Source organism: Litorimonas sp. (assembly GCA_029936425.1).
Taxonomy (GTDB): Bacteria; Pseudomonadota; Alphaproteobacteria; order Caulobacterales; family Maricaulaceae; genus Litorimonas.
Window position 1 is genome coordinate 155,297 of record JAPYSU010000001.1, and the last position, 26,616, is coordinate 181,912.

Consider the following 26,616-nt stretch of genomic DNA (forward strand, 5'->3'; position numbering starts at 1 on the left):
ATGTCAGGACACCCTTCTACTTACGAACCCAAATATGCCGCTACGAAGTGGATAGACCGTCGTCTGCCCATTATTCGTCTCGGCGCGGATTTCATGACATTTCCGTCTCCGCGCAATCTGAACTACTGGTATACTTTTGGCGGTATTCTGGCGCTTTGTCTGGTGACGCAAATTATTACCGGCATTATTCTGGCCATGCATTATGTGCCGAGTGTTGACGGTGCGTTTGAATCTGTTCAGCGCATCCGCCGTGACGTGCCATTTGGCTGGCTCTTACAGCCCATGCATGCCGTCGGGGCCTCCATGTTCTTCTTGGCTGTTTATATTCATATGTTTAGAGGGCTTTATTACGGGTCGTACAAAGCCCCGCGTGAACTCCTCTGGATTATCGGCTGCGTTATTTATCTCATTATGATGGCAACGGCCTTTTTGGGGTATACACTTCCCTGGGGGCAAATGTCTTTCTGGGGCGCAACTGTGATTACGGGCTTCTTTGGCGCTGTTCCTGTCGTCGGCGAAAGTCTCCAACAGTGGCTCCTGGGCGGCTACGCCGTCGGGAATGCAACGTTGAACCGCTTTTTCGCGCTTCACTATCTCTTGCCATTTGTTATCGCCGCTTTGGTTGGGCTCCATGTTTGGGCCTTGCATCATGTCGGCCAAAACAACCCGATCGGTATTAGTGAGAAAAGCAAATCTGACACATTGTCATTCCACCCATTTTACACGGTCAAAGACGCCTTTGCTGTTGCGGTGTTCCTCATGATTTTTGCCTTCTTCCTGTTTTATCAGCCAGATGCGCTCGGCCACGCCGATAACTATATCGAAGCCGACTCACTCAAAACGCCTGCGCATATTGTGCCGGAATGGTATTTCCTACCTTTCTACGCCATTTTGCGGGCCGTCCCGGACAAACTCGCGGGAATTCTTCTTATGATAGGCGCGATTGCCGTGCTTTTCGTTCTGCCGTGGCTGGATACATCGAAGGTCAGATCTCTTCGCTTCCGTCCGATCGCAAGAGGCTTTTTCTTCATCTTCCTCGTTTTCTGCTTTATTCTCGGATGGTGCGGCGCGGGAACGCCGGATGATATTGCTATTGGTCTGGGAGACACAGGCATAACTTTCTATCGCCTTTCCCAGATTTCGACGATTTATTACTTCGCTTACTTTTTGATAATTTTGCCTGTGTTAGGCTTGGTTGAAAAACCTCTAGCGAGGCCCGATTCCATCACCAAAGCGGTATTGGGGAACCAATCTCGCGGCGGCGGCCTCGCGGCGGCAGAGTAATCTCGAAGATACGAAACAAAGGCCGCGCGGTTTGCGCGCGGCTCCTTAAAGACAGAAAATATACGGGCTAGATCATGGCTTCCAAACTTCTAAAAACTTTATGTGTTGCCGGCGGCACTTTGGCCGTTATCGCGACAGGCGCAGCCTTTGCCGCCAGTGGCGGCACTGGAGACTATAAAATGGTGCATAAGCACTGGCACTTTAACGGCCCGTTCGGAACTTATGACCGTGAGGCCATGCAGCGTGGTTATCAGGTTTACCGCGAAGTGTGTGCCAGCTGCCACCAACTCAAGCATCTGTCTTTCCGCCATTTGGGCGATAAGGGCGGCCCGTTTTATCTCGAGGACTATCCAAACCCGAACGACAATCCATATGTGAAAAACTTTGCAACCGATTGGCTTGTTTCTGACATTGATTCAGAAACCGGTGACGTGATGGATCGTCCTGGAACAACTTCTGATAATTTCCCGCCTATCTATCCAAACGACGCTGCCGCGCGGGCCTCCAATGGCGGGGCGCTGCCGCCAGACCTGTCTGTCATGGTTTCCGCTCGAAATGGCGGCGCCGATTATGTTTACAATCTTCTTATCGCTTATGATACGCCCAAACCCGCCGATGTCGAACTGACGCCAGGTTTGTACTATAATCCGGTTATGGACGGCGGAAAAATCGCCATGGCGGCGCCACTTGTGGATGGGTTGGTTGAATACGCCCCAACCATCACCGAGGATGAAGAAGGTAACGAAATCGAAATTCCGGCTCCGGAAGCGACTGTTGAGCAAATGGCCGCCGATGTGACGGAATTTCTGGCTTGGTCTGCGGATCCAAAGATGGAGCAGCGCAAATATACAGGCGCGATGACGATGCTTTACCTTCTCATCCTCTCAGTTCTTCTCTGGCTGACTTATAAACGTGTCTGGCGGAATGTAGAGCACTAGGCTTGCTTGGAAAACCGAAACAATAAAAAACCCCGCCATCGAGGCGGGGTTTTGTTTTTCAGCTATAGCGCCGCAACTATTCGTCGGTAAACCCGCGGTCCCGCATGAGGGCGTCAATTTCTGCGTCACGTCCGCGGAATGCGCGATAGGCTTCTGCGGGATCCACGGAATTGCGTGGGGCGAAGAGGTGCTCAACGAGTTTTTCCGCCACGGCCTCATCATAAAACCCGCCAGGGCTTTCCTTAAAGGCTTCCGCCGCGTCAGAGGTTAGGACATCCGCCCACATATAGCCGTAATAACCTGCGGAATAACCTTCACCTGAAAAGATATGGCCAAAATGCGGAGAGCGGTGACGCATGACGATTTCAGATGGCATTCCGAGGTCATCAAGCGTTTTCTTCTCAAACGCGTCCGGATCTATACCTTCGGGATCTGTGGTGTGATAGCGCATATCGACCAAGGCGGAGGCGAGATATTCCGTTGTTGCAAAGCCTTGATTGAAGGTTGCCGCATCTTTGATCTTTTGGCGTAATTCAGCCGGCATAGGCTTGCCGGTTTCATGATGAACGAGGTAGTTATTGACAACTTCGTCGGTTGAAACCCAACGCTCCAGAAGCTGTGATTGAAACTCGGTGTAATCGCGAACCCCGCCATTTAATCTTGGGTAAGCCACATTTGACGACAGACCGTGCAAGGCATGACCGAACTCATGGAAAAAGGTTGTCGCATCATCCCATGACACGAGCACAGGTTTACCCGCCGCCCCTTTGACAAAATTGGAGTTGTTAGAGGCAAGAACAGTAGTCGGTCCATCAAACGTGGTGTGGCTCCGATATGTCGTGGCCCAGGCGCCAGAGCGTTTTCCAGTGCGTGCAAACGGGTCCAGATACCAAAGGCCGACATGGTCGCCTGTTGTTTTATCCGTGACGTTCCAGACTTTTACGTCCGGATGGAAAACAGGCACCATGCCAGAAGGAACTCGCTTGAAATCATAATTAAATAACTCACCCGCCACATAAAACATACCTTCGCGGAGCTTATCGAGTTGAAGATATTGTTTCACCTCGTCGGAATCGAGATCATATTTATCCTTGCGGACTTTCTCGGCGTAGAAGCGATAATCCCATGGCTGAATGGTGATGTCCGCGCCTTCTGATTCCGCGAGGGCCTGCATATCCGCGACTTCTTCTTTGGCGCGGGCAATGGCAGACGGCCAGACCGCTTCCATCAATTCAATGGCACGGTCCGGCGTTTTGGCCATCCGGTTTTCCAGACGCCACTGCGCGTAATTATCATAGCCCAGTAATTCGACCCTTTCGTCACGAAGTTTCAAAATTTCGGCGATGATAGCATTGTTATCAAATTCGTCAGCATTGTCCCCGCGATTGTAATAAGTCCGCCAGACTTTCTCTCGCAAGTCGCGTTCCGTTGAATATGTCAAAAATGGAGACATGGAAGAGCGCGTATTGGTGACGGAAAACATTCCCTCTTTTCCGCGCTCCGTGGCGGCACTTGCGGCTGCATCAATAAAGGATTGGGGCAGGCCGCCTAACTGATCTTCTGTAAGATAAAGAACGTAACTTTCTTCGTCCGCCAAGACGTTATTGGCAAACTTGGTATGAAGGGTTGCCAGTTCCTGGTTAATCTCGGCGTAACGGGCTTTCTTTTCTTCACTCAGCGTTGCTCCGTTTCGCGCGAAACGATCATAAGTCAAATTCAGAACCCGTTTCTGATCGTCGCGCAAGTTCTCAGCCTCTTCGCTCTCATAGACCGTTTTGATACGAGTAAAGAGCGCCGGATTTTGCGTAATTTTGGATCTAAAGGCCGAAATTACGGGAGACATTTCCGTTTGTATTTCTCTGAATTCAGGACTGGACAGGTTGGACTCCCATATGCCCCGCATGACAGAAACGCGGTCCCATTTTTCGCCTGCGCGCTCCAGAGCGACAATTGTATTTTCAAATGTCGGAGCCTCGGGATTCTCAGCAATGGCGTCTATCTCTTCAAGATTTTCTGCCATGGCCACTTCAAGCGCGGGTTTGAGGTCTTGCAGATCCATCTCATCAAAAGGCGGCACGCCGCCATATGGGCCGTCCCACTCTGCCAATAATACGTTTTCTTCTGCGTCTGACTGAGCGGTGGTTTCTGAGCTGGAATCAGAATTTGAAGCGGCGTCAGAGTTTTCTGCCGGAGCTGGTTCGGACGTTTCCGAACAGGCAGTAACGGCTAAAACAGCCAGGCTGGACATAAGAAGAAGGGAATAGCGCATATAATATCCTTATATAATTTTGAAAAACCTTAGTCGTTCAAAGGAGACATAAAAACATCAAAATGCATGACGAGGCGCAATGTCTGCTTAATGTCCCCCCGAATGCTTGCTTGTGAAGGGTAATCAGGCTAACCGCCGCGCGACTTAGTAAAGCCAGTTATATCGAGACATGTGATGATACGCTCCAGCCTTTCGACATTCGCCGATAAAATCACCATTCCGGCCCGGCGCCGTTCTGGTCCCCTGACCTTTACGCCCAACCGCATCAAGGTGGAAGTTCTGGCAGGCCTAACGGTGGCGCTGGCATTGGTCCCCGAAGCTGTGGCCTTTGCCTTCGTTGCAGGTGTGGAGCCGTTAGTCGGTCTCTATGCCGCTTTTATCGTAGGGCTAATCACCGCCTGTATTGGCGGCCGTCCCGGAATGATTTCCGGGGCAACAGGCGCCTTGGCCGTTGTCATGGTTTCGCTCGTGTCTCAACATGGTGTGGAATATCTTTTTGCAACAGTGGTTCTAATGGGGCTGATGCAGGTCGGGGCAGGTGTTTTTAAGCTTGGGAAATTTATCCGTCTCGTTCCGCATCCCGTTATGCTGGGGTTTGTTAACGGGCTCGCCATCGTTATCTTTCTGGCGCAGATGACCCAGTTTCAAACGGCCCCGGCTCCGGCGGGGGAACATCACGGTCCTTTTAATATGCTTTACGGTACATGGATGTCCGGCATTACGCTCTGGTTGATGTTAGGCCTGGTAGCGCTGACCATGGCTTTGATCTGGGCGACGCCGAAAGTGACCAAAATCATTCCAGCTCCCCTCGCAGGCATTGGTATTGTTTCCATTCTGGTTATCGCTTTGAATATTCCGGTCCCGAATGTGGGCGATTTGAGCACAATCAAAGGCGGATTGCCGCCGCTCCATATTCCGCAAGTGCCGCTCACGCTTGAAACGCTTGAGATCATCTTTCCTTATGCGCTGGTGCTGGCGGCTATTGGTTTGATTGAAAGTCTCCTAACCTTAAACCTCGTCGGCGAGATCAAGGAAGAGCGCGGCGGGGCATCTCAGGAATGTTTGGCGCAAGGCGTCGCCAATACGGTGACAGGGTTTTTCGGCGGCATGGGCGGGTGCGCCATGATCGGTCAGTCCATGATCAATATGAAATCCGGCGCACGGACTCGCCTGTCGGGTATCGCGGCCGCGCTTTTCCTTTTGGCGTTTATCCTGTTCGGCTCTTCCGTCATTGAACAAATTCCTCTGGCAGCGTTGGTCGGCGTGATGTTCATGGTCGTTATCGGAACTTTTGCTTGGCAATCTTTGACGATTATGCGCCGTATCCCGGTGATGGATGCGCTGGTGATTATCATCGTAACATTGGTAACTGTGTGGCACGATCTGGCTGTCGCTGTGGTTGTTGGCGTGATTATTTCAGCGCTGACTTATGCCTGGAATAATGCCCGCCGGATCGACGCGGATATTGAGGAAACCGAAGGTCAGCGGGTCTACAAGATTATTGGTCCCCTTTTCTTTGGGTCAGTTGAAGGCTTTAGCGAGTTGTTCAATCCGAGCGAGGATCCCGATCTCGTTATTGTTGATTTCGATAAATCCCGCGTTGTCGATCAATCCGCCCTGCAAGCAATCGAAAACCTTGCAGGGAAATACGAAGCCGCCGGCAAAACACTTCGGCTTCGTCACCTTACTCGGGATTGTCACGCTCTGCTAAATAAAGCAGGGCAGCTTATGATAGATTCAGATGATGATCCGGAATACCAAGTGGCGACAAATTATGATGTGAAAACAGGCGTCTTTGGCGGGGGACATTAGAGGCCGCTTCGGCACCTCACGAAGATGTTTTGACTTTTCATTGCAGAGCTCACTGACTTCGCCTAACTTCCATTCCTATAATTGGGATGTGAGGGCAAGACGATGTGTGATGATATTACCGAACTTGAAAATCAGGGCTTTTATGAAAAGCACCTAAACCGCCGGGATTTTAATCTCATGGCGGGCGGAGCCGCTATTTCCCTTGCCTTTGCAGGGTGCACGCCCGGAGAGATGGTAGAAGGCACAGTCGAAGCCGACGTCATGATTGAAACACCGGACGGTATGGCCGATGCCTATTTCGCCCACCCCGAAGGAGAGGCAAGCGCCGCCGTTCTTATCTGGCCCGACATCGTTGGCCTACGCCCGGCCTTTAAAATGATGGCCAAACGTCTGGCCGGGGATGGCTACGCTGCCTTGGTTGTGAACCCTTATTATCGACAGGTGAAGGCGCCTCTGGTCGAGGTCGGGCAGACCTTCAAGGACCCGGCTGTAAGAGAAAAGATAGTGCCCTATGCCCGGGCGCTCACTCAGGAGACCAACCGCATTGATGCACGCGCTTTTGTGAAATGGCTCGACACGCAGTCTGTTGTCGACAAAACTAAGAAAATGGGTACGACCGGCTATTGTATGGGCGGCCCCATGACAATGATCACGGCGGCGGAACTTCCGGAAAGGATCGGGGCCGGGGCATCCTTTCATGGCGGCGGCCTCGTTACAGAAGCGGAAGACAGTCCGCATTTGCTCATTCCGCAAATGAACGCGCAATACCTTATTGCGATTGCCGAAAATGATGATGAACGTGACCCGGTCGCGAAAGAAACTTTGAAAGACGCTTTTGCCGACGCCAATCTGGCCGCGGAAATAGAAGTTTATGAAGGCACGCAGCATGGATGGTGCCCGCCTGATTCTGCCGTTTATGATGAGGCAAAAGCAGATAAAGCATGGGCGCGGAAACTGGCATTATTTGAGCGCGCGTTAAGTTAGATAAACGCTCACACGCACATTACCTGAATTGAAATCATCCTGCACAGCGAAAACTGTGCAGGATTTTTATTGATTAGTCCCGTTTAAGGCAGACCGCCGTGGCTTCTCCGCCGCCAATACAAAGCGACGCGACGCCGGTCTTTGAGTCGCGTTTTTCCATCTCGGCAATCAAAGTAGCCATGATGCGCGCGCCTGACGCCCCAATCGGGTGACCCAGAACGCAGCCGCCGCCATTTACGTTTACCTTATCATGATCCAGGCCAAGTTCCTGCATCGCAATCATGGGAACGACCGCAAAAGCCTCATTGATTTCCCAGAGGTCGACGTCTTCAGCTTTCCAACCGGCCTTATCCAGCGCCTTTCTCATGGCGTGAACAGGAGCCGTGGTGAAGTAGTCAGGTTTGTGCGCGTGGGCGGCATGGCTAACGATTTCGGCCAATATCTTATGTCCGCCTTTTTCGGCTTGTGACTTGCGCATCAAGACCATCGCCGCCGCGCCGTCATTGATAGAGCTGGCATTGGCCGCTGTAACGGTGCCGTCTTCGGAGAAGACAGGGCGCAGGCTCGAAATTTTTTCCGGACGCGCATTTTTCGGGCCTTCATCGGCGTCCACAACTGTATCGCCTTTACGGCCCTTAACCGTTACGGACGCGATTTCGCGATCAAAACGGCCGCTTTCCTGAGCTTTCTGAGCCCGGCTGACAGATTCAATGGCGTAAGCATCCTGTTGCTCGCGGGTAAATTGATATTCCTTGGCGATCATATCGGCAAAGACGCCCATGGCGCCGCCTTTATAAGCGTCGGTCAGGCCGTCAAACATCATCGAGTCGACGACTTTTTGATCGCCCATACGCATGCCACCGCGCGCCTTCGGGAGGAGGTAAGGCGCGATGGTCATGTTTTCCATACCGCCCGCGACCGCCACATCAATTGAGCCTGCCTTGATAGCGTCATGCGCCATGATCGCCGCTTGCATACCAGAGCCGCACATCTTATTGACCGTAGTGGCTTCGCAGTGTTCGCCAAGTCCGGCTTTAATAGCCGCTTGACGGGCCGGGGCCTGTCCCTGACCCGCCGGGAGGACGCAGCCCATTATGGTTTGTTCGACATGGCTGGCGTCAATACCGGCTTCTTTCATGGCGGCAGCAATGGCCGTCGCGCCGAGCGTTGGCGCGTCTACATTAGAGAATGCCCCTTGAAAAGCGCCCATAGGGGTGCGGGCTATTCCAACGATAACAACGGGATCGGACTGGCTCATATAATATCTCTCAAAATTTCAAAATAGATTGGCTGGGCAGGTTATAAACCGGCCAGACAGGAATCTTATTGCGTTCTCTTAAGTCTTATTACTCAGAGGGGGAATTCTTTTTGGCGGCTTTGGCCTTCAGCGCGTCTAGTTCGCGTTTGCGCGCGCGGCGCGCCTCGTCAAACTTGCGCTTTTGCCGACTGCTATATGTCCAGAGGGCGATAAATATAGCAATTAGAGCGACCACGATTAGAATAGCCGCCGTATCTGAAAGTCCTGAAATCATGATCCGCTCCAATGTTATAATCTATCATTATAAAGATAGCGCGGCCCGGAAAAATTTCAAGATGGTGCAAAATCAAGACGGGCTGACTTTGTGCCCGCCTTGGCAAGTCAGTTAAGCGCCGACTTCAAAAGTGATTTTAAGTGTGACGCGATAGAGTTCAATTTTATTATCCTTGATCGTTGTCGTTTGATCCCGGACATAAGCGGATTTGATATTACTGACTGTTTTCGCGGTGCGCGTAACAGCAAGCTGGATAGCGTCCTCAAAAGATTTAGGGCTTTCGCTCATAATTTCGACGGATTTCATAATAGCCATAATGTGACTCCTATTGGTGTTATCCCTTCAACACTTCAAGCCTCGACTATTCCGTGCGCGTTATCCACCCGCCGCCCAACGTGCGCGCGGCCTCGGCGTCAGGGGCATAGAAAACGCAGGCCTGACCCGGAGACAAACCCATATCCGGCTCGTCCAGCTCGACAATAATGCGGTCTTTGGACAAGCGAAGATGTGCCGGCGTAGGCGGCCTTGTCGACCTGACTTTGACTTTAATGGGCAGGCCGTCCAGTTCCGGGCCAAATTCGCCTTTGCCAATCCAGTTAATATCGGTCAGCCAGAGCTTTGACCTTTCGAGCTCTTTTCTCGGGCCGACAATGATTTCGCCCTTATCCGCATCAATCCGTATAACAAAGAGAGGGTCTGTCCCGGTGTCGTCCCCCAGGCCCAGACCGCGCCGCTGCCCGATCGTGTAATACATGACGCCGCGATGCTGCCCCAGCACCCGCCCGTCCATGTGCACAATATCGCCCGGCGTCGCCGCATGAGGGCGGAGCTTTTCGATGACATCCGTATATTTTCCGGTCGGCACAAAACAAATGTCCTGACTGTCGGGCTTTGACGCCACATTCAGGCCCATCTCTGTCGCCAAGCGCCGGGTTTCGCTTTTATCCAGATGCCCTAACGGAAAACGCAAAAAGTCCAGTTGCTCACGCGTTGTCGCGAACAGGAAGTAACTCTGATCTTTTCCGCCATCAAAGGCACGGTGAAGCTCTGGCCCGTCCGGACCTTCAATCCGGCGTATATAATGTCCCGTTGCCATGCAGTCTGCGTTCAAATCTTTGGCCACCTGCAAGAGATCACGGAACTTGACGGTCTGGTTACACCGCACGCAAGGAATGGGCGTCGACCCCTGTAGATAGGTATCGGCAAAGTCTTCAATCACGCTTTCTTTGAAATTGCTTTCGTAATCGAGAACGTAATGCGGAAAGCCCATCATTTCCGCCACGCGCTGCGCGTCGTAAATATCCTGACCTGCGCAACACGCTTTGGCTTTTTGAATGGCCGCGCCGTGATCGTAAAGCTGGAGAGTAACTCCGATCACGTCATAGCCTTCACGGGCAAGCATGGCCGCGCAGACAGAGCTGTCCACGCCGCCGCTCATCGCCACCACGACCCGTGTGTCGGATTCAGCCTTGGCAAAACCCAGCGAATTGACGTTGAGTTTGGGCTGTGTTGACGCTTTATGACCCGTCTCTTGAGAGATTTCACTCACTCCAGCTAAAAAGTTTGAGTTAATTCATAAATTTTTCGACGCCCCTATAGGCGCGGAATCGTTCCAAGTCGATACAGAGTCACAGAAGGGGGCACGTGAATCTCCTTTATGAATCAACATGTTGGTGATTTGGTAAACTTTTCTTAACCGTAACTCTGATTCCGTTAACCTTCGTAAACATCTGATATTGTTCACTTTTTTGTGGTTTATTTAAACTCTTTTTAACCTCCATTTTCTACTAATATTTATACAGAAAAACATAAGAGCAGCTCATGACTGACCGTAGAATGAAAAGAGAGAATGTTGTTATCGGACCGGAAGGCACGCCGTTAACGATGGCAGATTTACCCAAGCCGGATACGGTGCGCTGGGTTATACGGCGCAAAGCCGAAGTTGTGGCGGCAGTGCGCGGTGGATTGCTGACGCTGGATGGAGCATGTGAACGTTACGGCCTTTCAAACGAAGAATTCATGGCATGGCAACGCTCGATAGAGAGTTACGGCATAGCGGGACTTCGAACCACGCGCGTCCAACAATATAGATAATTTTATCAGCAGAATAGAAACTTTTTGATATTTTAAAAACCGCCCTGTCGGGGCGGTTTTTACGTACGTACAAATACTGTTCTTCTACATTCGGAATACGGCTCGAACTTGTCACTTGGAAAAGAAAAATGGGCTTAGGTCTATTTTCAAGCTTTAGAGGTCTATAAAGGGGAACTCTAATGAAAACCGGGGCTTATTCTGATGTGACATCACTTACGTTTGCGATAACAATCCCTATTGGGCCGAGTCCTTCCGGTTGGTTGAGTTGGACGCTGCGTTCATTAAAGGCGCAAGAGGTAAAACCTCGCATAGCAGTCTGCAGTGTGGCGAGCTCCGAAACCTTGCAAGAGCAACTCAAACCATTTTCCAGCCAGATTTGCTATGAGCGATTTGGGCCGGATAAAGGACAAAGCGATGCGATTAATGAGGGTTGGCAGGCTCTATGCGGAGATATTTACGGTTGGCTAAATGATGATGATTGCCTGGCGCCCGACGCTTTGACAAAAGTCGCCAAAATATTTTCTGATCACCCCGAAGTAGATGTTGTCTTTGGCGATACGATTTTGATCGAAAACGAGGCTTATAGCCGCCTCCACCCTGGTCCCAGCGATATTGATGACACACTCTACAGAGACAATCTAATTTCGCAGCCATCTTGTTTTGTTCGGAAATCCGCACTTTTTGAGGTCGGCCTGTTAGATATTAATCGACATTATACAATGGACTGGGACTTATGGGTTCGGCTCTATGAGGCTGGAAAAAACTTTTATTATCTTCCGGATGTACTTTCGCTCGTGCGTCACCATGCCGATACCAAAACCGGGTCTTTAAATATTGAGCGGTTAAATGAAATTTACAAACTGGTTCTAAGACATTCAGGTTTAAAAAATGCCCTTCACACAGGATTTAACTTCTGTGTATTTCACTTAGCTGAATATGGTCCATTCCGAGGTTTTTTCAGTGGGGTGAAACGTAAATTATGTGAACCCAGGACTTTACATCGAAATTTCACAAGGGACTTCAGCCTCTTTCATTACCAGAAGGATATAGCCAAAAAACTTGTTATTGATTTCGAACGCGCTGTAAATTGCGGTATTTACCTCGACCAAAAAGTTGCTTTTCAGGGCGAGACTAGCCGTTTTGAAGGGAAAATAAATTTAGCTCCAGAAGAAATAGTAAAGCTGCAGATAGAGTATAGAAATGTTGATACAAAAATTGCCCAGCAAATAGAGTTGACATAACTTTCGATGTCTAAAAGGGAATAAGCTAAATATGAGCAAACTCAGAATTAAACGACGGGTTAAGACTTGGTCACAAAGTTAAAACTACTCTGCTTCAAGCCAGAAACCTATTGATGCTGAGGACAAAAATTTCTAGGGGTTGAAGTGTCAGCTTTGAGCCCTCAGACAAGTGAAACAAATGAGAAAAGCAGATATATCCATTGTTTTCCGCGCCCTGAACGAAGAAAAGTTCTTCGAACAGGCGATTCTGGCTTGCAAAAGTCAGAAATTGGATGAGCTGACCATGGAGATGGTTCTAGTGGATTCAGGATCTACGGATAGAACACTTGAAATTGCCCAAAAACATAATTTGCGTGTTGTCCATATTCCCAAATCGAAATTCAGCTTTGGTCGTTCCTTGAATTGGGGATGTGAAGCTTCAACAGGGGATTATCTGGTTTTTATATCCGCCCATTGCATACCAACCCACGACCGTTGGCTTCAAAACTTAGTCGATCCGCTTGTGCAAGATAAAGCTGTCTACAGTTACGGCCGCCAAATCGGCAATCATTACAACAAATTCTCGGAAAAGCAGCTCTTCGCCAAATACTTTCCAAAGGAAAGCGCCGTACCCCAAGAAGGGTTTTTTATCAATAATGCAAATTCTGCGATCAAAACACAGATATGGAAAAAATATCGATTTGACGAGGACGTAACCGGTCTCGAAGATATGGTTTTAGGAAAACAGGTGGTGAATGACGGAGCCAAGATCGCTTATGTCGCTGACGCTCCCGTAACACATATTCATGAAGAGACATTGTCCCAGGTCAGGCGGCGCTATTACCGCGAAGCTTTGACATTGCGCGAGGTCATGCCAGAAGTTCACATGAGCTTTTGGGATTTTATTCGGTATACGATAGCCGGAATTTCAAACGATATCGGAGCAGCTAGACGCCAGAAGATATTAGGTAAGGTGCTTCCGGAAATTGTAAGTTTTCGAGTGCTACAGTTTTGGGGGTCCTATAAGGGGCAGAATGAAAATAGAAAATTATCCCGGGAGCAGAAAGAATCCTATTATTATCCGAAGGTTCAAGCGCCTCAACGCAAGAGTGATCTCAAAGTCGAGGAGTTAGACATGAGCGACACAGAAGCCACGCGCTAATGCGTTCTCTCCCGAATAATTCGTCCAGTCAGACAAAGGTATCGTAACTCAATGTACAAATCCCAATCCCTCACTGCTCTTTTGCCGATGAAGGCGAATAGTGTCAGGGTCAAATCAAAGAATTTTCGAAACATTGCCGGAAAGCCCCTTTTTCGATGGATTCTTGATACGTTGCTGGCGGTGGAAGAAGTCGACAATATTGTAATAAACACTGATGCTCGTGCCATTCTGGAAGAAAATGGACTATCGGATGGCGACGCCAATGGCCGGATTATCATCCGAGATCGCAAACCCGAAATTTGTGGTGATTTTGTTTCTATGAATTTGGTGCTGGAGGACGACATAGATAATCATGAGTCTGATCTCTATTTTATGACGCACACGACCAATCCACTCCTGACGCCCCAAACCATCCGAGAAATGCTAGATCATTATTCGTCAGAAGATGTAGACTCTCTCTTCACCGTAAATGCTCATCAGACAAGGTTTTACACAAATGAGGCAAAGCCGATTAATCACGATCCGGAAAATTTAATACGGACGCAGGATTTAGACCCTTATCTTGAAGAAAATTCGGTGGGATATATTTTCAGTCGGGAGAGTTTTAAATCGACTCAGGCCCGAATTGGAAAAAAACCAGCCATGTTCGCTACGCCTCGACTCGAGTCCGTAGACATTGACGAGAAGGCTGATTGGTTTATGGCCGAATCCTTGCTCATGCGTGTGGCAGCGGGCGAAAGCCTGCCTAGCGAAGATTAATATCGGAGTCTTGAAGTGAAAATTCTTGTTACATGCCCTCCAATGTTAGGGCTTTACGATGAGTTTATTGAGAAATTTGAGTCTGTCGGTTTGACTGGCGTGCCGGCTAACGTCACTCAGGTCATGTCGGAAGAAGAATTGATTGAAACTCTGCCAGATTACGATGGCTGGATTATCGGCGACGACCCAGCCACGCGGCGCGTCTTTGAGGCTGGCGTAAAAGGCAAATTGAAAGCGGCGGTAAAATGGGGGGTTGGAACCGACAATGTCGATTTTGATGCCTGCAAGGATCTTGACATTCCCATCATCAATACGCCGGGTGTTTTTGGTCGCGAAGTCGCTGACGTGGCGATGGCTTATGTTTTGGGTTTGGCACGTCAGACTTACCGGATTGATCGCGAGATACGTGAAAATAAAGCTTGGCCGAAGCCGTCCGGTATTTCCCTATGGAATAAAAAAGCCGCCGTTGTTGGCTTTGGCGATATAGGCCAGTCCACCGTGAAACGTCTACTCGCTTGTGACTTAGAGGTTATTACCTATGATCCCTATTTTAAGCCTGTCGAGGGACTGAATATTGATAACCACGTCTGGCCTGACAGGATCGGGGATATGGATTGTATTATTTTTACCTGTCCGTTGACTCCGCAGACTCAACATATGTTTGACGAAGACATTCTGCCGAAGTTGAAGCCTGGCGTGCGTATCGTGAATGTCTCCCGTGGGCCCGTCATCGAAGAAGGCGCTTTATTAAAAGGTCTGAAAGACGGAATAGTTCATTCTGCTGCCCTTGACGTTTTTGAGATTGAGCCATTGCAGGAGACGTCTGAGCTACGTCAGTTTGATCGTTGCATATTCGGCTCTCACAATGGGTCAAATACCGTGGACGCCGTTCGCGTCGTCAGTCATATGGCCATTGACCGGATAGCTGGATTCCTCAAAGATAAGTAATGGCAGATAAAGTCGTTATCATTACCGGTGCGTCAGGGGGAATAGGGACGGCCCTCGTTCAAGGGTTTGTTGAAGAGGGCTGGCGGGTTGTCGGAACGTCCCGAACGAAAGGGGACGATTTCCCAGATGACGCCTTCTTTGTGCCGGCAGACTTGAAAGTTTTATCCGAGGACGACAAAGCTCTTTCGGACTTCTATAAGCAAGTGACCAAAGCATGTGACGGTGCGCCAATAAAAGCCCTTATAAACAATGCAGCTTTGCAAATCGTGAAACCAACAGCAGATATAACGGCGCAGGACATGCAATCTAGTTTCGCCGTAAATGTTCTCGCGCCCTTCCGTCTCTCACAGGCGTTTCTAAGTGAATTGACAGGTAGTCAGGGCAGTATCCTCAATATAGGCACGGTCCATGCACAGGCCACTAAGCCGAACTTTGTAGCTTATGCGACGTCTAAAACGGCAATGCATGGGCTTACCCGCGCACTCGCCATTGATCTCGGCGGAAAAGTCAGGGTCAATACATTGGCACCCGCGGCGATTAAAACGCCTATGTTAGAAGAAGGATTCGCTGGCGAGTCAGAAAAATTCGAGGAGCTGGAATCATTTCACCCGGCTCAAAGAATTGGAGAGCCGAAAGAAGTTGCGGATTTCGCCCAATTTTTATGCTCCGAAAAAGCCGGGTTTATTACAGGCGGAACCTTTCATATTGATGGGGGCATACTCTCCCGCCTGCACGACCCGGTTTGAGCGATGACTGGGGGAGTCGTAAAGTCAATCAAATGTGTCTGGGAAATCCGCGCTACTCTTGGAGAGAGCCCCCTCTACGATCCGAGAAACGAAACTTTGTACTGGCTGGATATTAAAGGGGAAAGGCAGTTTGCCTTGTCACTTCCAAGCGGTGATCAACAGATTTGGCCAATTTCGGGAAATATAAGCGCCTTGGGGCTTCATGAGGCAGGCGGCCTGATTGCCGCGGGGCGTAAGGGATTTTGCCATATTACCTTTGATGAACAAAATATGCCTGCCGTTAAATATCTCAACAATCCGGAAAGTCATATTGAAACAACACGTTTTAATGACGGCGCTATTGACCCATTCGGCTGTTTTTGGGCCGGGACAATGGATGATGCAGAGAAAGACGCCTTCGCCGGAAATTGGTGGCGATATACATCAGCCGGTGAGGTCAGACAAATGGCGTCTGGTTTTCACGTGACGAACGGCCCGGCTTTTGATGCCGATCGTCAGCTAGCCTATTTAACAGACTCAGCCCGCCAGATAATTTACCGCGCCTCCTACAAAAGTTTAGACACGTTCGGAGCCCTGAAACCGTTCAAGAAATTCGGAAAGGGCGAAGGCTATCCGGATGGTATGGCATTAGACAGAGAAGGGTGTCTCTGGGTCGCCTTTTGGGACGGGGCCTGCCTCAGACGAATTTCGCCAGAGGGCGAGGTTGTGGAAACCGTAGAGATGCCAACTCAACGCCCGACCTGCCCAGTGATTGTAGGAAACAAAATCTACGTGACCTCGGCCTCCATCGGATTAGAGGTGGAAAAGAAACAAAACGCCCTAGCCGGGAGTCTTTTTAAACTTACGCTAAATGATGAAAAAGATTGCAGGCCCGTCTATTTTAGCCAGGCCTGCTAAAACCTTACTCTTTTATTTTTTTGACGACGCGAAACACCGCTGTTCGCCAGCTACGCCCGACAAGCGTAATGTCTTGGCGCGGTAATAGTTCTTCGTCTACATATTCTGTAATTTCAGGCCATTCCGGGGCACTGTCATCATCAATCAGTATGTAGCCACCACGTTTTACAAACGGCGCATAATTTACAAAATCGGCCTTAACGCCGGCATAACTATGATCACCATCAATAATAAGTATGTCATATTGATCTTTAGACGCCGCCTTGATGATATCATCATCAGTACTAAAGCCTTTGTGCAGTGTCAGGTTGTCGCGGGGAATACGTGCAGCCGCCATATTATCTAGAAACACATTCTCCGTAATTCGTTCGTTCGTAATTATATCGAGTGCGTTACCCCCGTAATACCCTTCAAACGGATCAATTGCTGTGAGATGAACGTTATCAAAAGTGTCGACAGTTCGGTCATAAATCATTGCGAGGCCGACCCCAAATAAAACACCAATCTCGAGGACTTTCAAACTCTTCCCATTGACAGATTTTGCAACTAGTGTCCGTAATACTGCATTTTCAAGAGATGTTGCGAGACGACCCTTCATACGATCTTCAAGTGAAACGATGCGGTTAGCAGAATAGGCAATTGATTTTTCTGACTCCGTCAAATTCAATGGTTTCAACCACTTTTCTTCTAAAACCTGAATGTGGTTTTTTGATAATATCCGGTTGAAATGTTGGAATTTGACAGGTGTATTTTCGTTTTGTTTTTCTTGTTCAGCTCGGATTTGACGACGGGTTTCCTGAAGCTTTTCCTCAAGGCTTGTAATTTGAGAATGAGCAGTTTTAGCAGATTCATCGGTCGCATTCAGTTTAGATAATGCGTCATCTAACTGAGTGTTCATATCCTCTTTTAATTTTTTGCTTTGTCCTTCCAGCATTTGCAGGGCGCTTGTTTCAGTCATTACTTGTTGCTGGGTCTCCTGCAACTTCTTCTCTAAATCAGTAATTTGTGAATGGGCGTTCTGGCTTGATTTATTAGCTTTATCTATTCTAGCTAGAGCTTCGACAAATTGACCTTTTAGCTCACTTTGCAGAGTTTCGTTCTGCCCTTCCATAGAACGGATAGTTTCTGTTGCGGTAGATAACATTGTTTGCAGATTATCTATTTGCTCTTTGGATTGACTAATTTCGTTTTCAAGATTTTGCCGAGCTTCATCATTTTGATTATCTAGCTTTTGGAGTTTGGTTTCATTCTGAGCAAGCTCTGCTTGAGCTTTTTCTATGAGGCTCTGTGTTTCAGAAAAACGTTTCTCCAGCCTTTCCTCAAGCTGTTCTTGTGCCATCATAAAGGTAGTGCTGTTACGCTTGGATTCTTGCTCTATCTCTTTTGAGACGACGGATTTTATGGTTTTTGTGATATCCTTATTGGCTTCATCATCAATTTTGCTATCCAGAGACTTCAAACGAAGAGAGACTTTCTCCAGAGAACCGGCAGTTTCTTTGTTTGCCGCTGTACTTTTTTCTTTGATAGAGGCGATCTCCTTATTCATTGAGGAGGCTAAAGATTCCAGCTTCGTTTCTACATCTTTTGAACTAGCAGCTTTGATTTCTTCCTTTAGAGTATTCCACAGCTCTTCGATCTTTTTATCTCGGTCTTCCAATTGATTTTTGAGAGTTTCTTCCAGAATTCCAAAACGGTTCTCAAGCTCTCCGATAGATTCCTTTTGATCGTCCGTAATATCCTTCTGCAAACTCTCCAGACCTTCTTGAAGGCGTCCTTTGAATTCTTGTGTGATTTCGCCCAGACGTTTCTCGGATGCAGCTTCTTGATTGTCTGTAATATTTTTCTGTAAACTCACCAGACCTTCTTGAAGACGTTTTTTGAATTCCTGCGTCACTTCATCCAGACGTTTCTCGGATGCAGCTTCTTGATTGTCTGTAATATCTTTCTGTAAATTCTCTAGACCCTCTTGAAGACGTTTTTTGAATTCCTGCGTCACTTCCTCCAGACGTTTTTCGGATGCAGCTCTATGATCATCCGTTATATCCTTCTGTAAATTCTCGAGACCTTCTTGAAGACGTTTTTTGAACTCCTGTGCCATCCTATCTAGACGTTTTTCGGAGTCAGCTTGTGATGAGGCGATCACATTCTCAGTCTGAGAAAGCTTTTTTCGTAAGGCGCTTTCTAGAGATTGAATATGATTTCGTAGTTCTCCGATTGCTGCATCTTGGGCCTCGGAGTTGGTTTTTTCCAGTTCTTTTAAACTAACATTCAAAGAGGAATTCAGTTCTTTTAAAGTATTTCGTCGTGTGGTTTCAATTTTATTTTCGACTTGTTTTTGCTGTGCTAATGAAGAGGATTTCATATCATTTTCAAAGCGTTTTCTGTCAGATATTTCGTCGGAAAGGCGATTCAATAAAGCCGTATTTCTCTGATTTTGACTGTTTTGAACGCTATCAACAGTTCTAAGGACTTCAGCCCTCAAATTCCTTCGTTCTAAACGTTCTCTATCGGCGATCCTGTTGGCCATCATATTAGCGAATGAAGCGCCTAGAACGGCGGTCATAGCAAGAATTATAATGGCTGCCGCAGCCCAGAAAACCCAAGCAAAAGGAGTGAGCACGGAAAAGAAAAACGGAGCCGCAATTAGGGCTGTCAGTAGAAAAAGCCCAAATATGGCAGAGACCAAATGCCGCTTTAGAAAAATCAAACCCCATTTGCAGGCTTGTGCAATACGAAACAGAGCGGGACTTCTCCGACGTAGTCGGTCAGCAAAGCGATCTTTTGGTAAAGCAGCCAAGTCGGAGGGCGCTAACTTTGCGGGTTGAGACACAACAGGCTTTTTAACTTGGGTTTTTTGTGTTGAGTTTGGGGCCTGAGCAGCAGAATTAGATACAACGTCATTTTCTGTCTGAGTCTCTATTGTGACAGGAGGGGCTTTCCCAGTGAATTCTTTGTTTCTAAGTGACAAGACTTTTTCCAAATTTTCACATAATATTTTTTCGCCGGGATCATTTTTGAAAGCGAGCAAATTACCCCATGCATTTATATCCTCCAGTTCGCATGGGTAACGTTTCAGTGCCGCCCAGTCATGAGGTATGCCATAACGTATAATGGGGTGCCATTCACTAAGATAAACTGTGTACCCACGGTTCACGAGGTAATCGCATATATCGGTCCAGCTGTGACCCAAATGTTTTGTTTTTGCATCTTCGAATTCACATTCAATGATGTCTGGTTTCATGTCATCCCAAGGCACGCCTTTAAGAACTCCAAAGTCATAGCCTTCTACATCGATTTTTAGAAAATCAATGTGAGAGATATCTTGTTCTTTAATTATTTCGGCTACGGTCGTGACATCGACGGTTGCAGATTGTTCATGGGTCTCGCGGAATGCCAGCATTCCACTAATTCCTGTGCTCTCGTCTGAGGAGTAGAAGACGCGTCCTGTCTCCGGAATTTCTCCGACCGCACGCGGGTCTATCTTGACAAGCTTGTTCTTTCCCAAACTCCTTACCAAATGAGCCCGGTTTTTGGGATCAGGCTCCTGGCAAAAAACAGACCATCCATTTTTTGCAAAAGGACGAGCACTTCCCCCATAATGCGCTCCCACATCCACCATAATTCCAGGGTCGTTCTCCTCAACAATTTTAAAAATTAGATAAGTTTCGTCAAATCCTGCTTTCGCTTCGCGAGGATAGCGCAGATCTGAAATTTTGTTTGGAAATTCGACTTTGTGTTCAGTTGTTTTCAAGGCCTTTTCCTTTGGAATAAGCTGGGTTGAGCCGTCTGACCGGATGTCTTCAAATTTACAAAAATCGAATATATCGACTTTGGATTTCAGATTCGCATTGACAATGGTTGATGGTGTAAACGCAATCGCTTCTGAAATTTCTTGCCAACTTTGTAAGTGAACATCTTTTCCAGGATTTGGGACATTATATAAATCCCCTTTTTTCTGATACCCATCAAAGAAATAATTAGGATTGCTCTTTTCTTCTTGAATTATAAGTTCTGTGCCGTTTTTGCCTTTGACCGCACCGTCAACGATCTCAACGTAATTGCAATCAATTCCCATAAGGTAAATATGTTTATATCCGAGCATCGCCGCCCAACCTGCCGTGTGCGATCCTGTTGAAATTGTCGGGGCAGAGAGCAAATGGGAGTGTGGCTGAATGATATCAAAGTTTACGACCCGGTCTCCGTTCTTAATAGGGCCCATCTGCTGAATTAAGTTGTCGCGGAGTAGAAATTTTTTAATTCCGTATTCATGAGAGTTTTCAATGAGGCGTTTGATTTCCTCTTTATGGCTAAGTCCTAGGACTAGATCGAGACATGAGTAATAATCAGGGTACCAATTAATCTTATCCCAGTATCTATAGGCTGCATTCATCCCAAAAACCGCTTTGCCTTCAAAATTAGAAAAATCAAATCCCTTTAAAGAGGGGCCATTTCCGAGGATTATGGCGGGGAGTAAATTTATTGGCCGGTTTGAAGTGTGTGGCATGCAACTCTCACCTAAGATGTCTTTTAACTCAGCTTTCAGATCAACGAGGTTATGATTATCAAAAGCCACCCTGCGACCTTTTTGACTAAGTCGTTTTCTCAGGGTCGGCGAACTTATTAATTTTTCAATTTCTTCAGCGACCTTACTCGCTTGCGGCACATGTGCGAATTGCGCACATCCGTATCTTTCCAATAAGTCCAATGTAGCGACATCTTTAGGTCCATGTGCTAAAATTGGAACACCTGAAGCTAAGCATTCGGGCATTTTGTTAGCCACGGAATATTGAGTATAAATCTTAGATTTTGAATCAAAATTATATGCTATAACGAGCGTATCGGCTTCTCTGATCCAGGTTTTATATTCTTCATCAGTTAAGTTTTGAACCAGAAAAGTCGTCTTTTTAAACTTTTTAAATTTTGATTTTGTCAGATCATACCATAGTTGCATGGTTTTTATTTCAAATATCACTTCATATTCATTAGAAAGTTTTTCAATCGCCTCGGCGACTCTTAGTAAGCTATCCAGTGTCATGTTTTCAGCTAATGACCCTGCATATCTGACTTTGAAGGGACGCCCCGTAATCTCTTCAATTTCGGGTTCCGGCCAATCAGTTTCGTGTACACCATTAGCCAAAGGTATGAACTTTCGTCCGTATCGTTTCTCATATGCGTCCTGCATCATGTCACCGATTACAAGAGCGCGTACGGAGTGATTTATTAAATAGTGGAGATCGTCGTCGAAAAGATTGAAGCGTTCAGGATTCTCTCGTTTGTATCTTTCTGGCCAGTCATCCATATACCATGTAACGAAAGGAAGCCTTAACTGTTTTATCGTTCTCATTGCGGCTTTATGAAGCTCAAGATTATCTGCGACTGGGCGGTAGAGGATAACGTCAGCTTTGAAGCTTTCAGCAATATCAACTGCCTTCTCTTGGGACAGCTTATCTAATATTTTTTCACCATTACTACTCCAGCCGATTTTTTCTCGCCCTGTAGAGAAAAATTGTCCGATCCGCTCTTTGGGCCAATCCTGGAATAAATTTTTCTTTACTTCTCCGGTGGCCGTACCATTTCCAAGTAAGGTGATATCGAAAATTAACACGCGCGGATATTGATTTGGGTAGGAAGCAGAATTTTGCTGAAATGGGGTCGATGGTGTGGGTTCTGTAAAAAGACTGTCAAATGAAACTCTATCAAAAACTTCTAGCTTTCCTCCAACCGTCGCGTTGTAAATGCGCCGACCTGAGAGATCAGTGATTTTCCGCGCTTCTTTATAGGCTTCAATCATTTTATGAACTTGAGGGTCATGCCACCTAAACCCTTTACCGAAATAGTCAGGATGAAAGTGGTTGGGGTCATCTGATTTCATATCTAAAACTCCGACATTGTATTCGTCAGAGTCGTCAACGTCATCGGGGATTTCGTAGCTTGCATCGACGCCAATGAGATAAATTTCTTCAAACCCCATATAGTGCGCCAATTGCATGCAGGAGAATGTCACAGTGCAGCCTGTATAGGTAATCTTGGCCGCGTCTGTTGAAAAATCAAAACCGTCAGGATAGCTGACACGTGGCCGATGATTGTAGAAAATAGTATCATCTGCTTCTTCGAAGCAATATCCTAAATAGACCGGGAACAATTTAGTTGGACCCTTGAACTTCTTGATTGCCTCCAATCTGTCTTCTGCCACCAGATGATCTTCAACAACATAATAGGTTGGCGTCCAGCTAAGCTCATCCGATTTTAGGAAAAACCCGTTGACCGCAAAAGTGACCTCGTCTTTTAATAGCTCTAGGTTTGTATCGTTTAGGCTGGGCCCGTTACCTATAATAAAACACCGTTTCGATCCTTTATGTTTCTTTCGCAATTCCTTGAGTTTTGGGCGGTAGACAGAGTCCAGAGTGTTTTTATAAATATGATCTACACGTTTAACGCCTTCAAGCCGCTTTTCCAGCGGCATCCGCTCTGTCGGCAGGAATATCGGAGCCTTGGAGGGGAGTTTATTGAGAGCCTCTTCATATAAGGCCTCGAGTTCGCTGACACCCAATTCCTTAGCGGTTTTTTCAGACATCGCTTATTCCCTCTCTTCAGTCAGAGTGTGTCTAGCACGGCAGTTAACTGTGAAAAGATGTTAATTCAGATTCTGAATGAAAACTCTTGGAAATTGAACTGAATATCATACATTTTGGGTAGTTTTTTCGATAGGCCAGTCGATTGAAGAAAGACAGCGACGCATGTCTATGTAAATGCCTCTGCTGATATTGACAGACCGAGTGGTTTAAGTTGTAAAGTATATTCGTCCAAATTATAGGTGCCGAGTATTTACTAACTTGCTTCAGGGTGTGGAATTAGATATCGAATTTGTGATAATATCGATTAGTTCACTCTGAATACCATAGTTTCCATTTAAGCCAGAATCGAACACATGCTAAAATTTGTCACGAAAAAAATGTATATGGATGCTGTTAATAATGGCGCAGAAAAAAATTTAAGGAAAGGAGTTTTTCCTTGGCACCTGAAATCTGTTCAGGATGCAATAATAATGAATATTATTAAGGATTGCAAAGGGATGTTGATAGGTGAGGTTGGCGGCGGCGACACTCGAATTCTCCCTGCACTGGCGAAATTAAATAAAGTATACAATATAGAAAAATTTCAAGGGGCAGACGGGGGGCCTGATAACGAGCTTACTTTCAAAGATGTAAATAACATTCAGTGCTGGGTCGGTGATTCTAAGGGTCAAATTAGAGACTCTTTTTTTGATATCCTTTTTTCAGTGTCAGTTGTAGAGCACGTTCCAACTAATGCTTTGAGCGGCTTCATTGAGGATTGCGCACGTATTCTCAAGCCTGGAGGGCAAATGTTTCATGCTGTTGATCTTTATCTTACCCAACCGGATTATAAATTTAATGGTGTGCATTACACACATGTTGGACATACCAAAATTCAAGCCTATCAGGAGGCTTTTAAGAGTGGGCTTTTTGAACCACTGGGAAAGATTGAAATTAATAATAAAGAAGATTTAGAATTTAAGCCGCAATATATATCTAATCCTGATAATATAATGACTCAATGGAACAAAGTCGCTCCTAAATTAGCTGACTTAAGAGACAACGCGCAATCTGTTACTTTATTATGGGCCGGTAGAAAGCCAAGTGAAATGCAATATCTAAAATAGATATCGAAGTAAGGTCATATCTCAATAAAATTGTATGTTAAGTGTTGCTAGCGCGTGACGATATTGTAGGGAGTTAATGAACATCGCTTTTTCCAGTAAATTTAAGAAAGCCTTAAGATAAATACATTTTGTGTTTTGAGGACACGATGTGATCTTGCTTAGGAAACCTAATAGGCTCATGAGAAAACAAACTTCCCAGTCTTTCAGTATTATCTCTCCAAAACAGCGGGTAAGTGACTCGGCGTTAACCGCTATCGGTCGTCTCGTGAATGAGATTAAAGAGAATAGTGAGCAAATCTGGACAGTTTATCGTCAAAATTTTCGGAATTCATATCATGGGACCGCTATGGGAGTTCTGTGGAATTTTATTTTACCGCTTGTTCCGATTACCGTTTATCTGTTTTTGACTAAAATCCGGGTTTTTCCGACATTTGATGGCGTCTCCGGCGCAACCTTTTTGACGTTCGGCGTGACTATCTGGTTCATATTTGTTGGCTTTGTACAATTGCCTATCAACACCGTTTCGTCGCGTAGTGATGAAGCCATGAAAACAGCCTTGCCCCTGTCAGCGTCAATAGTTTCCGCTTTTGCAACACTTATTTTTGAAACGATAATTAGGCTTTGCCTTGTTATCGCCATTGTGATCTGGACGCAGAGCTGGCCGACTCTTACTTCTCCATTATTATTTTTAATTTTTCTTCCTGCGTTTCTATTATTTTTTGGGGCTGGTTTAATTTTAAGCGTTCTGAATGTGGTTTATAAAGATATTTCGCGTGTCACAACTATATTGCTGACTTACGGCCTTTTCGTCTCGGGCGTCATTTTTCCTATGGGAGAATCCGGGATCGCCTTGATCAATGCCCGGTTTAACCCGTTCGCCGTCTTCGTAAACGCCAGCCGCGAAATCGTTTTTACCGGCCAACTCGATAATTACATTCCCTTGGCCGTTTGGTCGGGTATTGGAGTCATTATTTTTGTGGTCGGAGCACGCCTCTTTTATGTCATGGAATATCGGATCAGAGGGCTGACCTGATGATGAAATCCCATGATACAATTTTAGAAGTAGAAAAGCTTTCAAAGCTCTATTCACGCAATCAAGGGTCTAGCCGTCAAAGAATGTCAGGGGCTATTTTTCGTACTTTGATCAAACGCCCGCCCAAAATTCCCAGCCAATTAAAGCCAGGAGAATTTTGGAGCCTGAGAGACATTAACTTCAGCTTGAAGCGGGGAGAGGCTATAGGGGTAATTGGGCTGAACGGCGCAGGTAAGTCCACTCTACTTCGTATTTTATCTGGCCAAATTTTACCGGACGCTGGCGAAGCGCGAATCCAAGGCCAAACGGCTGCCATGATAGACCTCACAGCTGGTTTTAGTGCAAATGCAAGTGGACGCCGGAATATTACGCTACGGGGAACTGCACTGGGTCGCAGCACAGAGGAAATAGAGGCCACGATACAAGACGTAATTGACTTTTCAGAACTCGGGGAGGCTATTGACGCCCCTTTCGCAACTTACAGCTCGGGTATGCGAATGAGGCTAGCTTTTTCAATCATGATGGTGTCCGAACCTGATTTGCTGTTCATTGATGAAATTCTATCTGTTGGAGATTTTCGATTTAAGCAGAAATGCCTTCAACGTATTAGGGATATTCGCGAACGGGTAGCTTTCGTCTTAGTGTCCCACTCCATGGCAAACATTAAGCTTTTCTGCACTAAAGCAATGGTCTTACATCAAGGAGAAATGGTTTATTTAGGGGACCCTGAGGAAGCCATTGAGCAATATCAAGAATTGGAGTCGCCTGAAGCCAACACATATGAAAAGCGCATTCAGACAATTCTCAAACCACAATTCCGCAATAATGAATCCCTTGAACATGTCCGCCATTATTGGTGTGACGAGAAAGGAAATGAGATCGATCAAATCAAAAGCGGAGAAATGCTTTATTTCAAAACAGAAATCACTTTGAATTACGCACCTCGGAACCTGGTGTTAGGGGTGCCGGTTTGGCAGGATGATGGTAAATATGTGACAGGATTTTCAACGGAATTTGAAAAAAAGAAATTTGATATTCAAGCGGGGGTAAAAACCGAATTTATTTTGGAGGTACCTAACTTACCCTTTAATCCAGGAGAGTATGTATCTAATTTTGCTGTTTCGGACGGACCTGAGTTTCTATATCGCGGGGAAAATCCGACACTGACCGTCTTGCCTGTCAGAGATCGTGTTTGGGGGGTCGTGACCATTCCTCATTCCTGGAAGTCTGTTGAACGCCTGTAAGGTTACTACTGCT

20 protein-coding genes are annotated in these 26,616 nt (G+C 46.8%); 14 read left to right on the top strand and 6 right to left on the bottom strand.

Annotation, left to right across the window (positions count from 1 at the left end; genetic code table 11):
* Window positions 1-1,284, top strand: coding sequence for a cytochrome b (locus ACN0IC_RS00835; RefSeq protein ID WP_416876850.1), 1,284 nt, complete (start codon window positions 1-3; stop codon window positions 1,282-1,284).
* A 74-nt stretch (window positions 1,285-1,358) separates the two neighbouring features.
* Window positions 1,359-2,222 carry a cytochrome c1 gene (locus ACN0IC_RS00840; RefSeq protein WP_416876851.1) on the top strand — a complete coding sequence of 288 codons (864 nt, stop codon included), beginning with the start codon at window positions 1,359-1,361 and terminating at the stop codon, window positions 2,220-2,222.
* A 76-nt stretch (window positions 2,223-2,298) separates the two neighbouring features.
* Here ACN0IC_RS00840 and ACN0IC_RS00845 read toward each other — a convergent pair whose 3' ends face one another.
* On the bottom strand, window positions 2,299-4,491 hold the full coding sequence (locus ACN0IC_RS00845; protein WP_416876852.1) for a M3 family metallopeptidase: 2,193 nt from the start codon (window positions 4,489-4,491) through the stop codon (window positions 2,299-2,301).
* Between the two features lie 174 nt (window positions 4,492-4,665).
* Between ACN0IC_RS00845 and ACN0IC_RS00850 the strand changes: the two genes are divergently transcribed.
* On the top strand, window positions 4,666-6,303 hold the full coding sequence (locus tag ACN0IC_RS00850; RefSeq protein ID WP_416876853.1) for a SulP family inorganic anion transporter: 1,638 nt from the start codon (window positions 4,666-4,668) through the stop codon (window positions 6,301-6,303).
* A 102-nt stretch (window positions 6,304-6,405) separates the two neighbouring features.
* Complete coding sequence (locus ACN0IC_RS00855; protein ID WP_416876854.1) at window positions 6,406-7,287, top strand: dienelactone hydrolase family protein; 882 nt, start codon at window positions 6,406-6,408, stop codon at window positions 7,285-7,287.
* A gap of 73 nt (window positions 7,288-7,360) precedes the next feature.
* On the opposite strand, the gene ACN0IC_RS00860 is transcribed toward ACN0IC_RS00855, so the two are convergent.
* From ACN0IC_RS00860 to mnmA, 4 genes are all read right to left on the bottom strand, one after another.
* Window positions 7,361-8,545: a thiolase family protein gene (locus ACN0IC_RS00860; protein ID WP_416876855.1), complete on the bottom strand. Its 1,185-nt coding sequence runs from the start codon at window positions 8,543-8,545 to the stop codon at window positions 7,361-7,363.
* Window positions 8,546-8,633: 88 nt separating this feature from the next.
* A complete protein-coding gene (locus ACN0IC_RS00865) occupies window positions 8,634-8,819 on the bottom strand; it encodes a cbb3-type cytochrome c oxidase subunit 3 (protein ID WP_416876856.1) in 186 nt (61 codons plus the stop codon).
* Between the two features lie 111 nt (window positions 8,820-8,930).
* Window positions 8,931-9,134: a dodecin family protein gene (locus ACN0IC_RS00870; protein WP_416876857.1), complete on the bottom strand. Its 204-nt coding sequence runs from the start codon at window positions 9,132-9,134 to the stop codon at window positions 8,931-8,933.
* A gap of 46 nt (window positions 9,135-9,180) precedes the next feature.
* Window positions 9,181-10,359 carry a tRNA 2-thiouridine(34) synthase MnmA gene (mnmA, locus tag ACN0IC_RS00875; protein ID WP_416877059.1) on the bottom strand — a complete coding sequence of 393 codons (1,179 nt, stop codon included), beginning with the start codon at window positions 10,357-10,359 and terminating at the stop codon, window positions 9,181-9,183.
* Between the two features lie 281 nt (window positions 10,360-10,640).
* Between mnmA and ACN0IC_RS00880 the strand changes: the two genes are divergently transcribed.
* The 7 genes from ACN0IC_RS00880 (at window position 10,641) to ACN0IC_RS00910 (ending at window position 16,645) form a co-directional block, all read left to right on the top strand.
* Window positions 10,641-10,913: a DUF1153 domain-containing protein gene (locus ACN0IC_RS00880; RefSeq protein WP_416876858.1), complete on the top strand. Its 273-nt coding sequence runs from the start codon at window positions 10,641-10,643 to the stop codon at window positions 10,911-10,913.
* 179 nt (window positions 10,914-11,092) lie between these two features.
* Window positions 11,093-12,154 (top strand): glycosyltransferase, encoded by a 1,062-nt coding sequence (locus ACN0IC_RS00885; RefSeq protein ID WP_416876859.1) that lies wholly within the window; start codon window positions 11,093-11,095, stop codon window positions 12,152-12,154.
* A 178-nt stretch (window positions 12,155-12,332) separates the two neighbouring features.
* A complete protein-coding gene (locus ACN0IC_RS00890; RefSeq protein ID WP_416876860.1) occupies window positions 12,333-13,295 on the top strand; it encodes a glycosyltransferase in 963 nt (320 codons plus the stop codon).
* Between the two features lie 51 nt (window positions 13,296-13,346).
* The gene (locus ACN0IC_RS00895) at window positions 13,347-14,054 is read left to right on the top strand and encodes an acylneuraminate cytidylyltransferase family protein (RefSeq protein WP_416876861.1); all 708 of its coding nucleotides are present in this window, start codon (window positions 13,347-13,349) and stop codon (window positions 14,052-14,054) included.
* 15 nt (window positions 14,055-14,069) lie between these two features.
* Window positions 14,070-15,002: a phosphoglycerate dehydrogenase gene (locus ACN0IC_RS00900; protein WP_416876862.1), complete on the top strand. Its 933-nt coding sequence runs from the start codon at window positions 14,070-14,072 to the stop codon at window positions 15,000-15,002.
* A complete protein-coding gene (locus ACN0IC_RS00905) occupies window positions 15,002-15,748 on the top strand; it encodes an SDR family NAD(P)-dependent oxidoreductase (RefSeq protein WP_416876863.1) in 747 nt (248 codons plus the stop codon). Before ACN0IC_RS00900 ends, ACN0IC_RS00905 begins: the two co-directional genes overlap by 1 nt.
* Before the next feature lie 3 nt (window positions 15,749-15,751).
* Window positions 15,752-16,645, top strand: a complete 894-nt coding sequence (locus tag ACN0IC_RS00910; RefSeq protein WP_416876864.1) for an SMP-30/gluconolactonase/LRE family protein — start codon at window positions 15,752-15,754, stop codon at window positions 16,643-16,645.
* Window positions 16,646-16,649: 4 nt separating this feature from the next.
* Here the strand turns inward: ACN0IC_RS00910 and ACN0IC_RS00915 are convergent, their stop codons facing one another.
* A complete protein-coding gene (locus tag ACN0IC_RS00915) occupies window positions 16,650-23,219 on the bottom strand; it encodes an FkbM family methyltransferase (RefSeq protein WP_416876865.1) in 6,570 nt (2,189 codons plus the stop codon).
* 384 nt (window positions 23,220-23,603) lie between these two features.
* Here ACN0IC_RS00915 and ACN0IC_RS00920 point away from each other — a divergent pair, with 384 nt between their 5' ends.
* The 3 genes from ACN0IC_RS00920 to ACN0IC_RS00930 all read left to right on the top strand — a co-directional run bounded on the left by ACN0IC_RS00920 (window position 23,604) and on the right by ACN0IC_RS00930 (window position 26,603).
* The gene (locus tag ACN0IC_RS00920) at window positions 23,604-24,326 is read left to right on the top strand and encodes a methyltransferase domain-containing protein (protein WP_416876866.1); all 723 of its coding nucleotides are present in this window, start codon (window positions 23,604-23,606) and stop codon (window positions 24,324-24,326) included.
* Window positions 24,327-24,504: 178 nt separating this feature from the next.
* Window positions 24,505-25,359: an ABC transporter permease gene (locus ACN0IC_RS00925; protein ID WP_416876867.1), complete on the top strand. Its 855-nt coding sequence runs from the start codon at window positions 24,505-24,507 to the stop codon at window positions 25,357-25,359.
* The gene (locus tag ACN0IC_RS00930; protein ID WP_416876868.1) at window positions 25,359-26,603 is read left to right on the top strand and encodes an ABC transporter ATP-binding protein; all 1,245 of its coding nucleotides are present in this window, start codon (window positions 25,359-25,361) and stop codon (window positions 26,601-26,603) included. The genes ACN0IC_RS00925 and ACN0IC_RS00930 overlap by 1 nt, the downstream gene beginning before the upstream one ends.
* The last annotated feature ends 13 nt before the right edge of the window (window positions 26,604-26,616 follow it).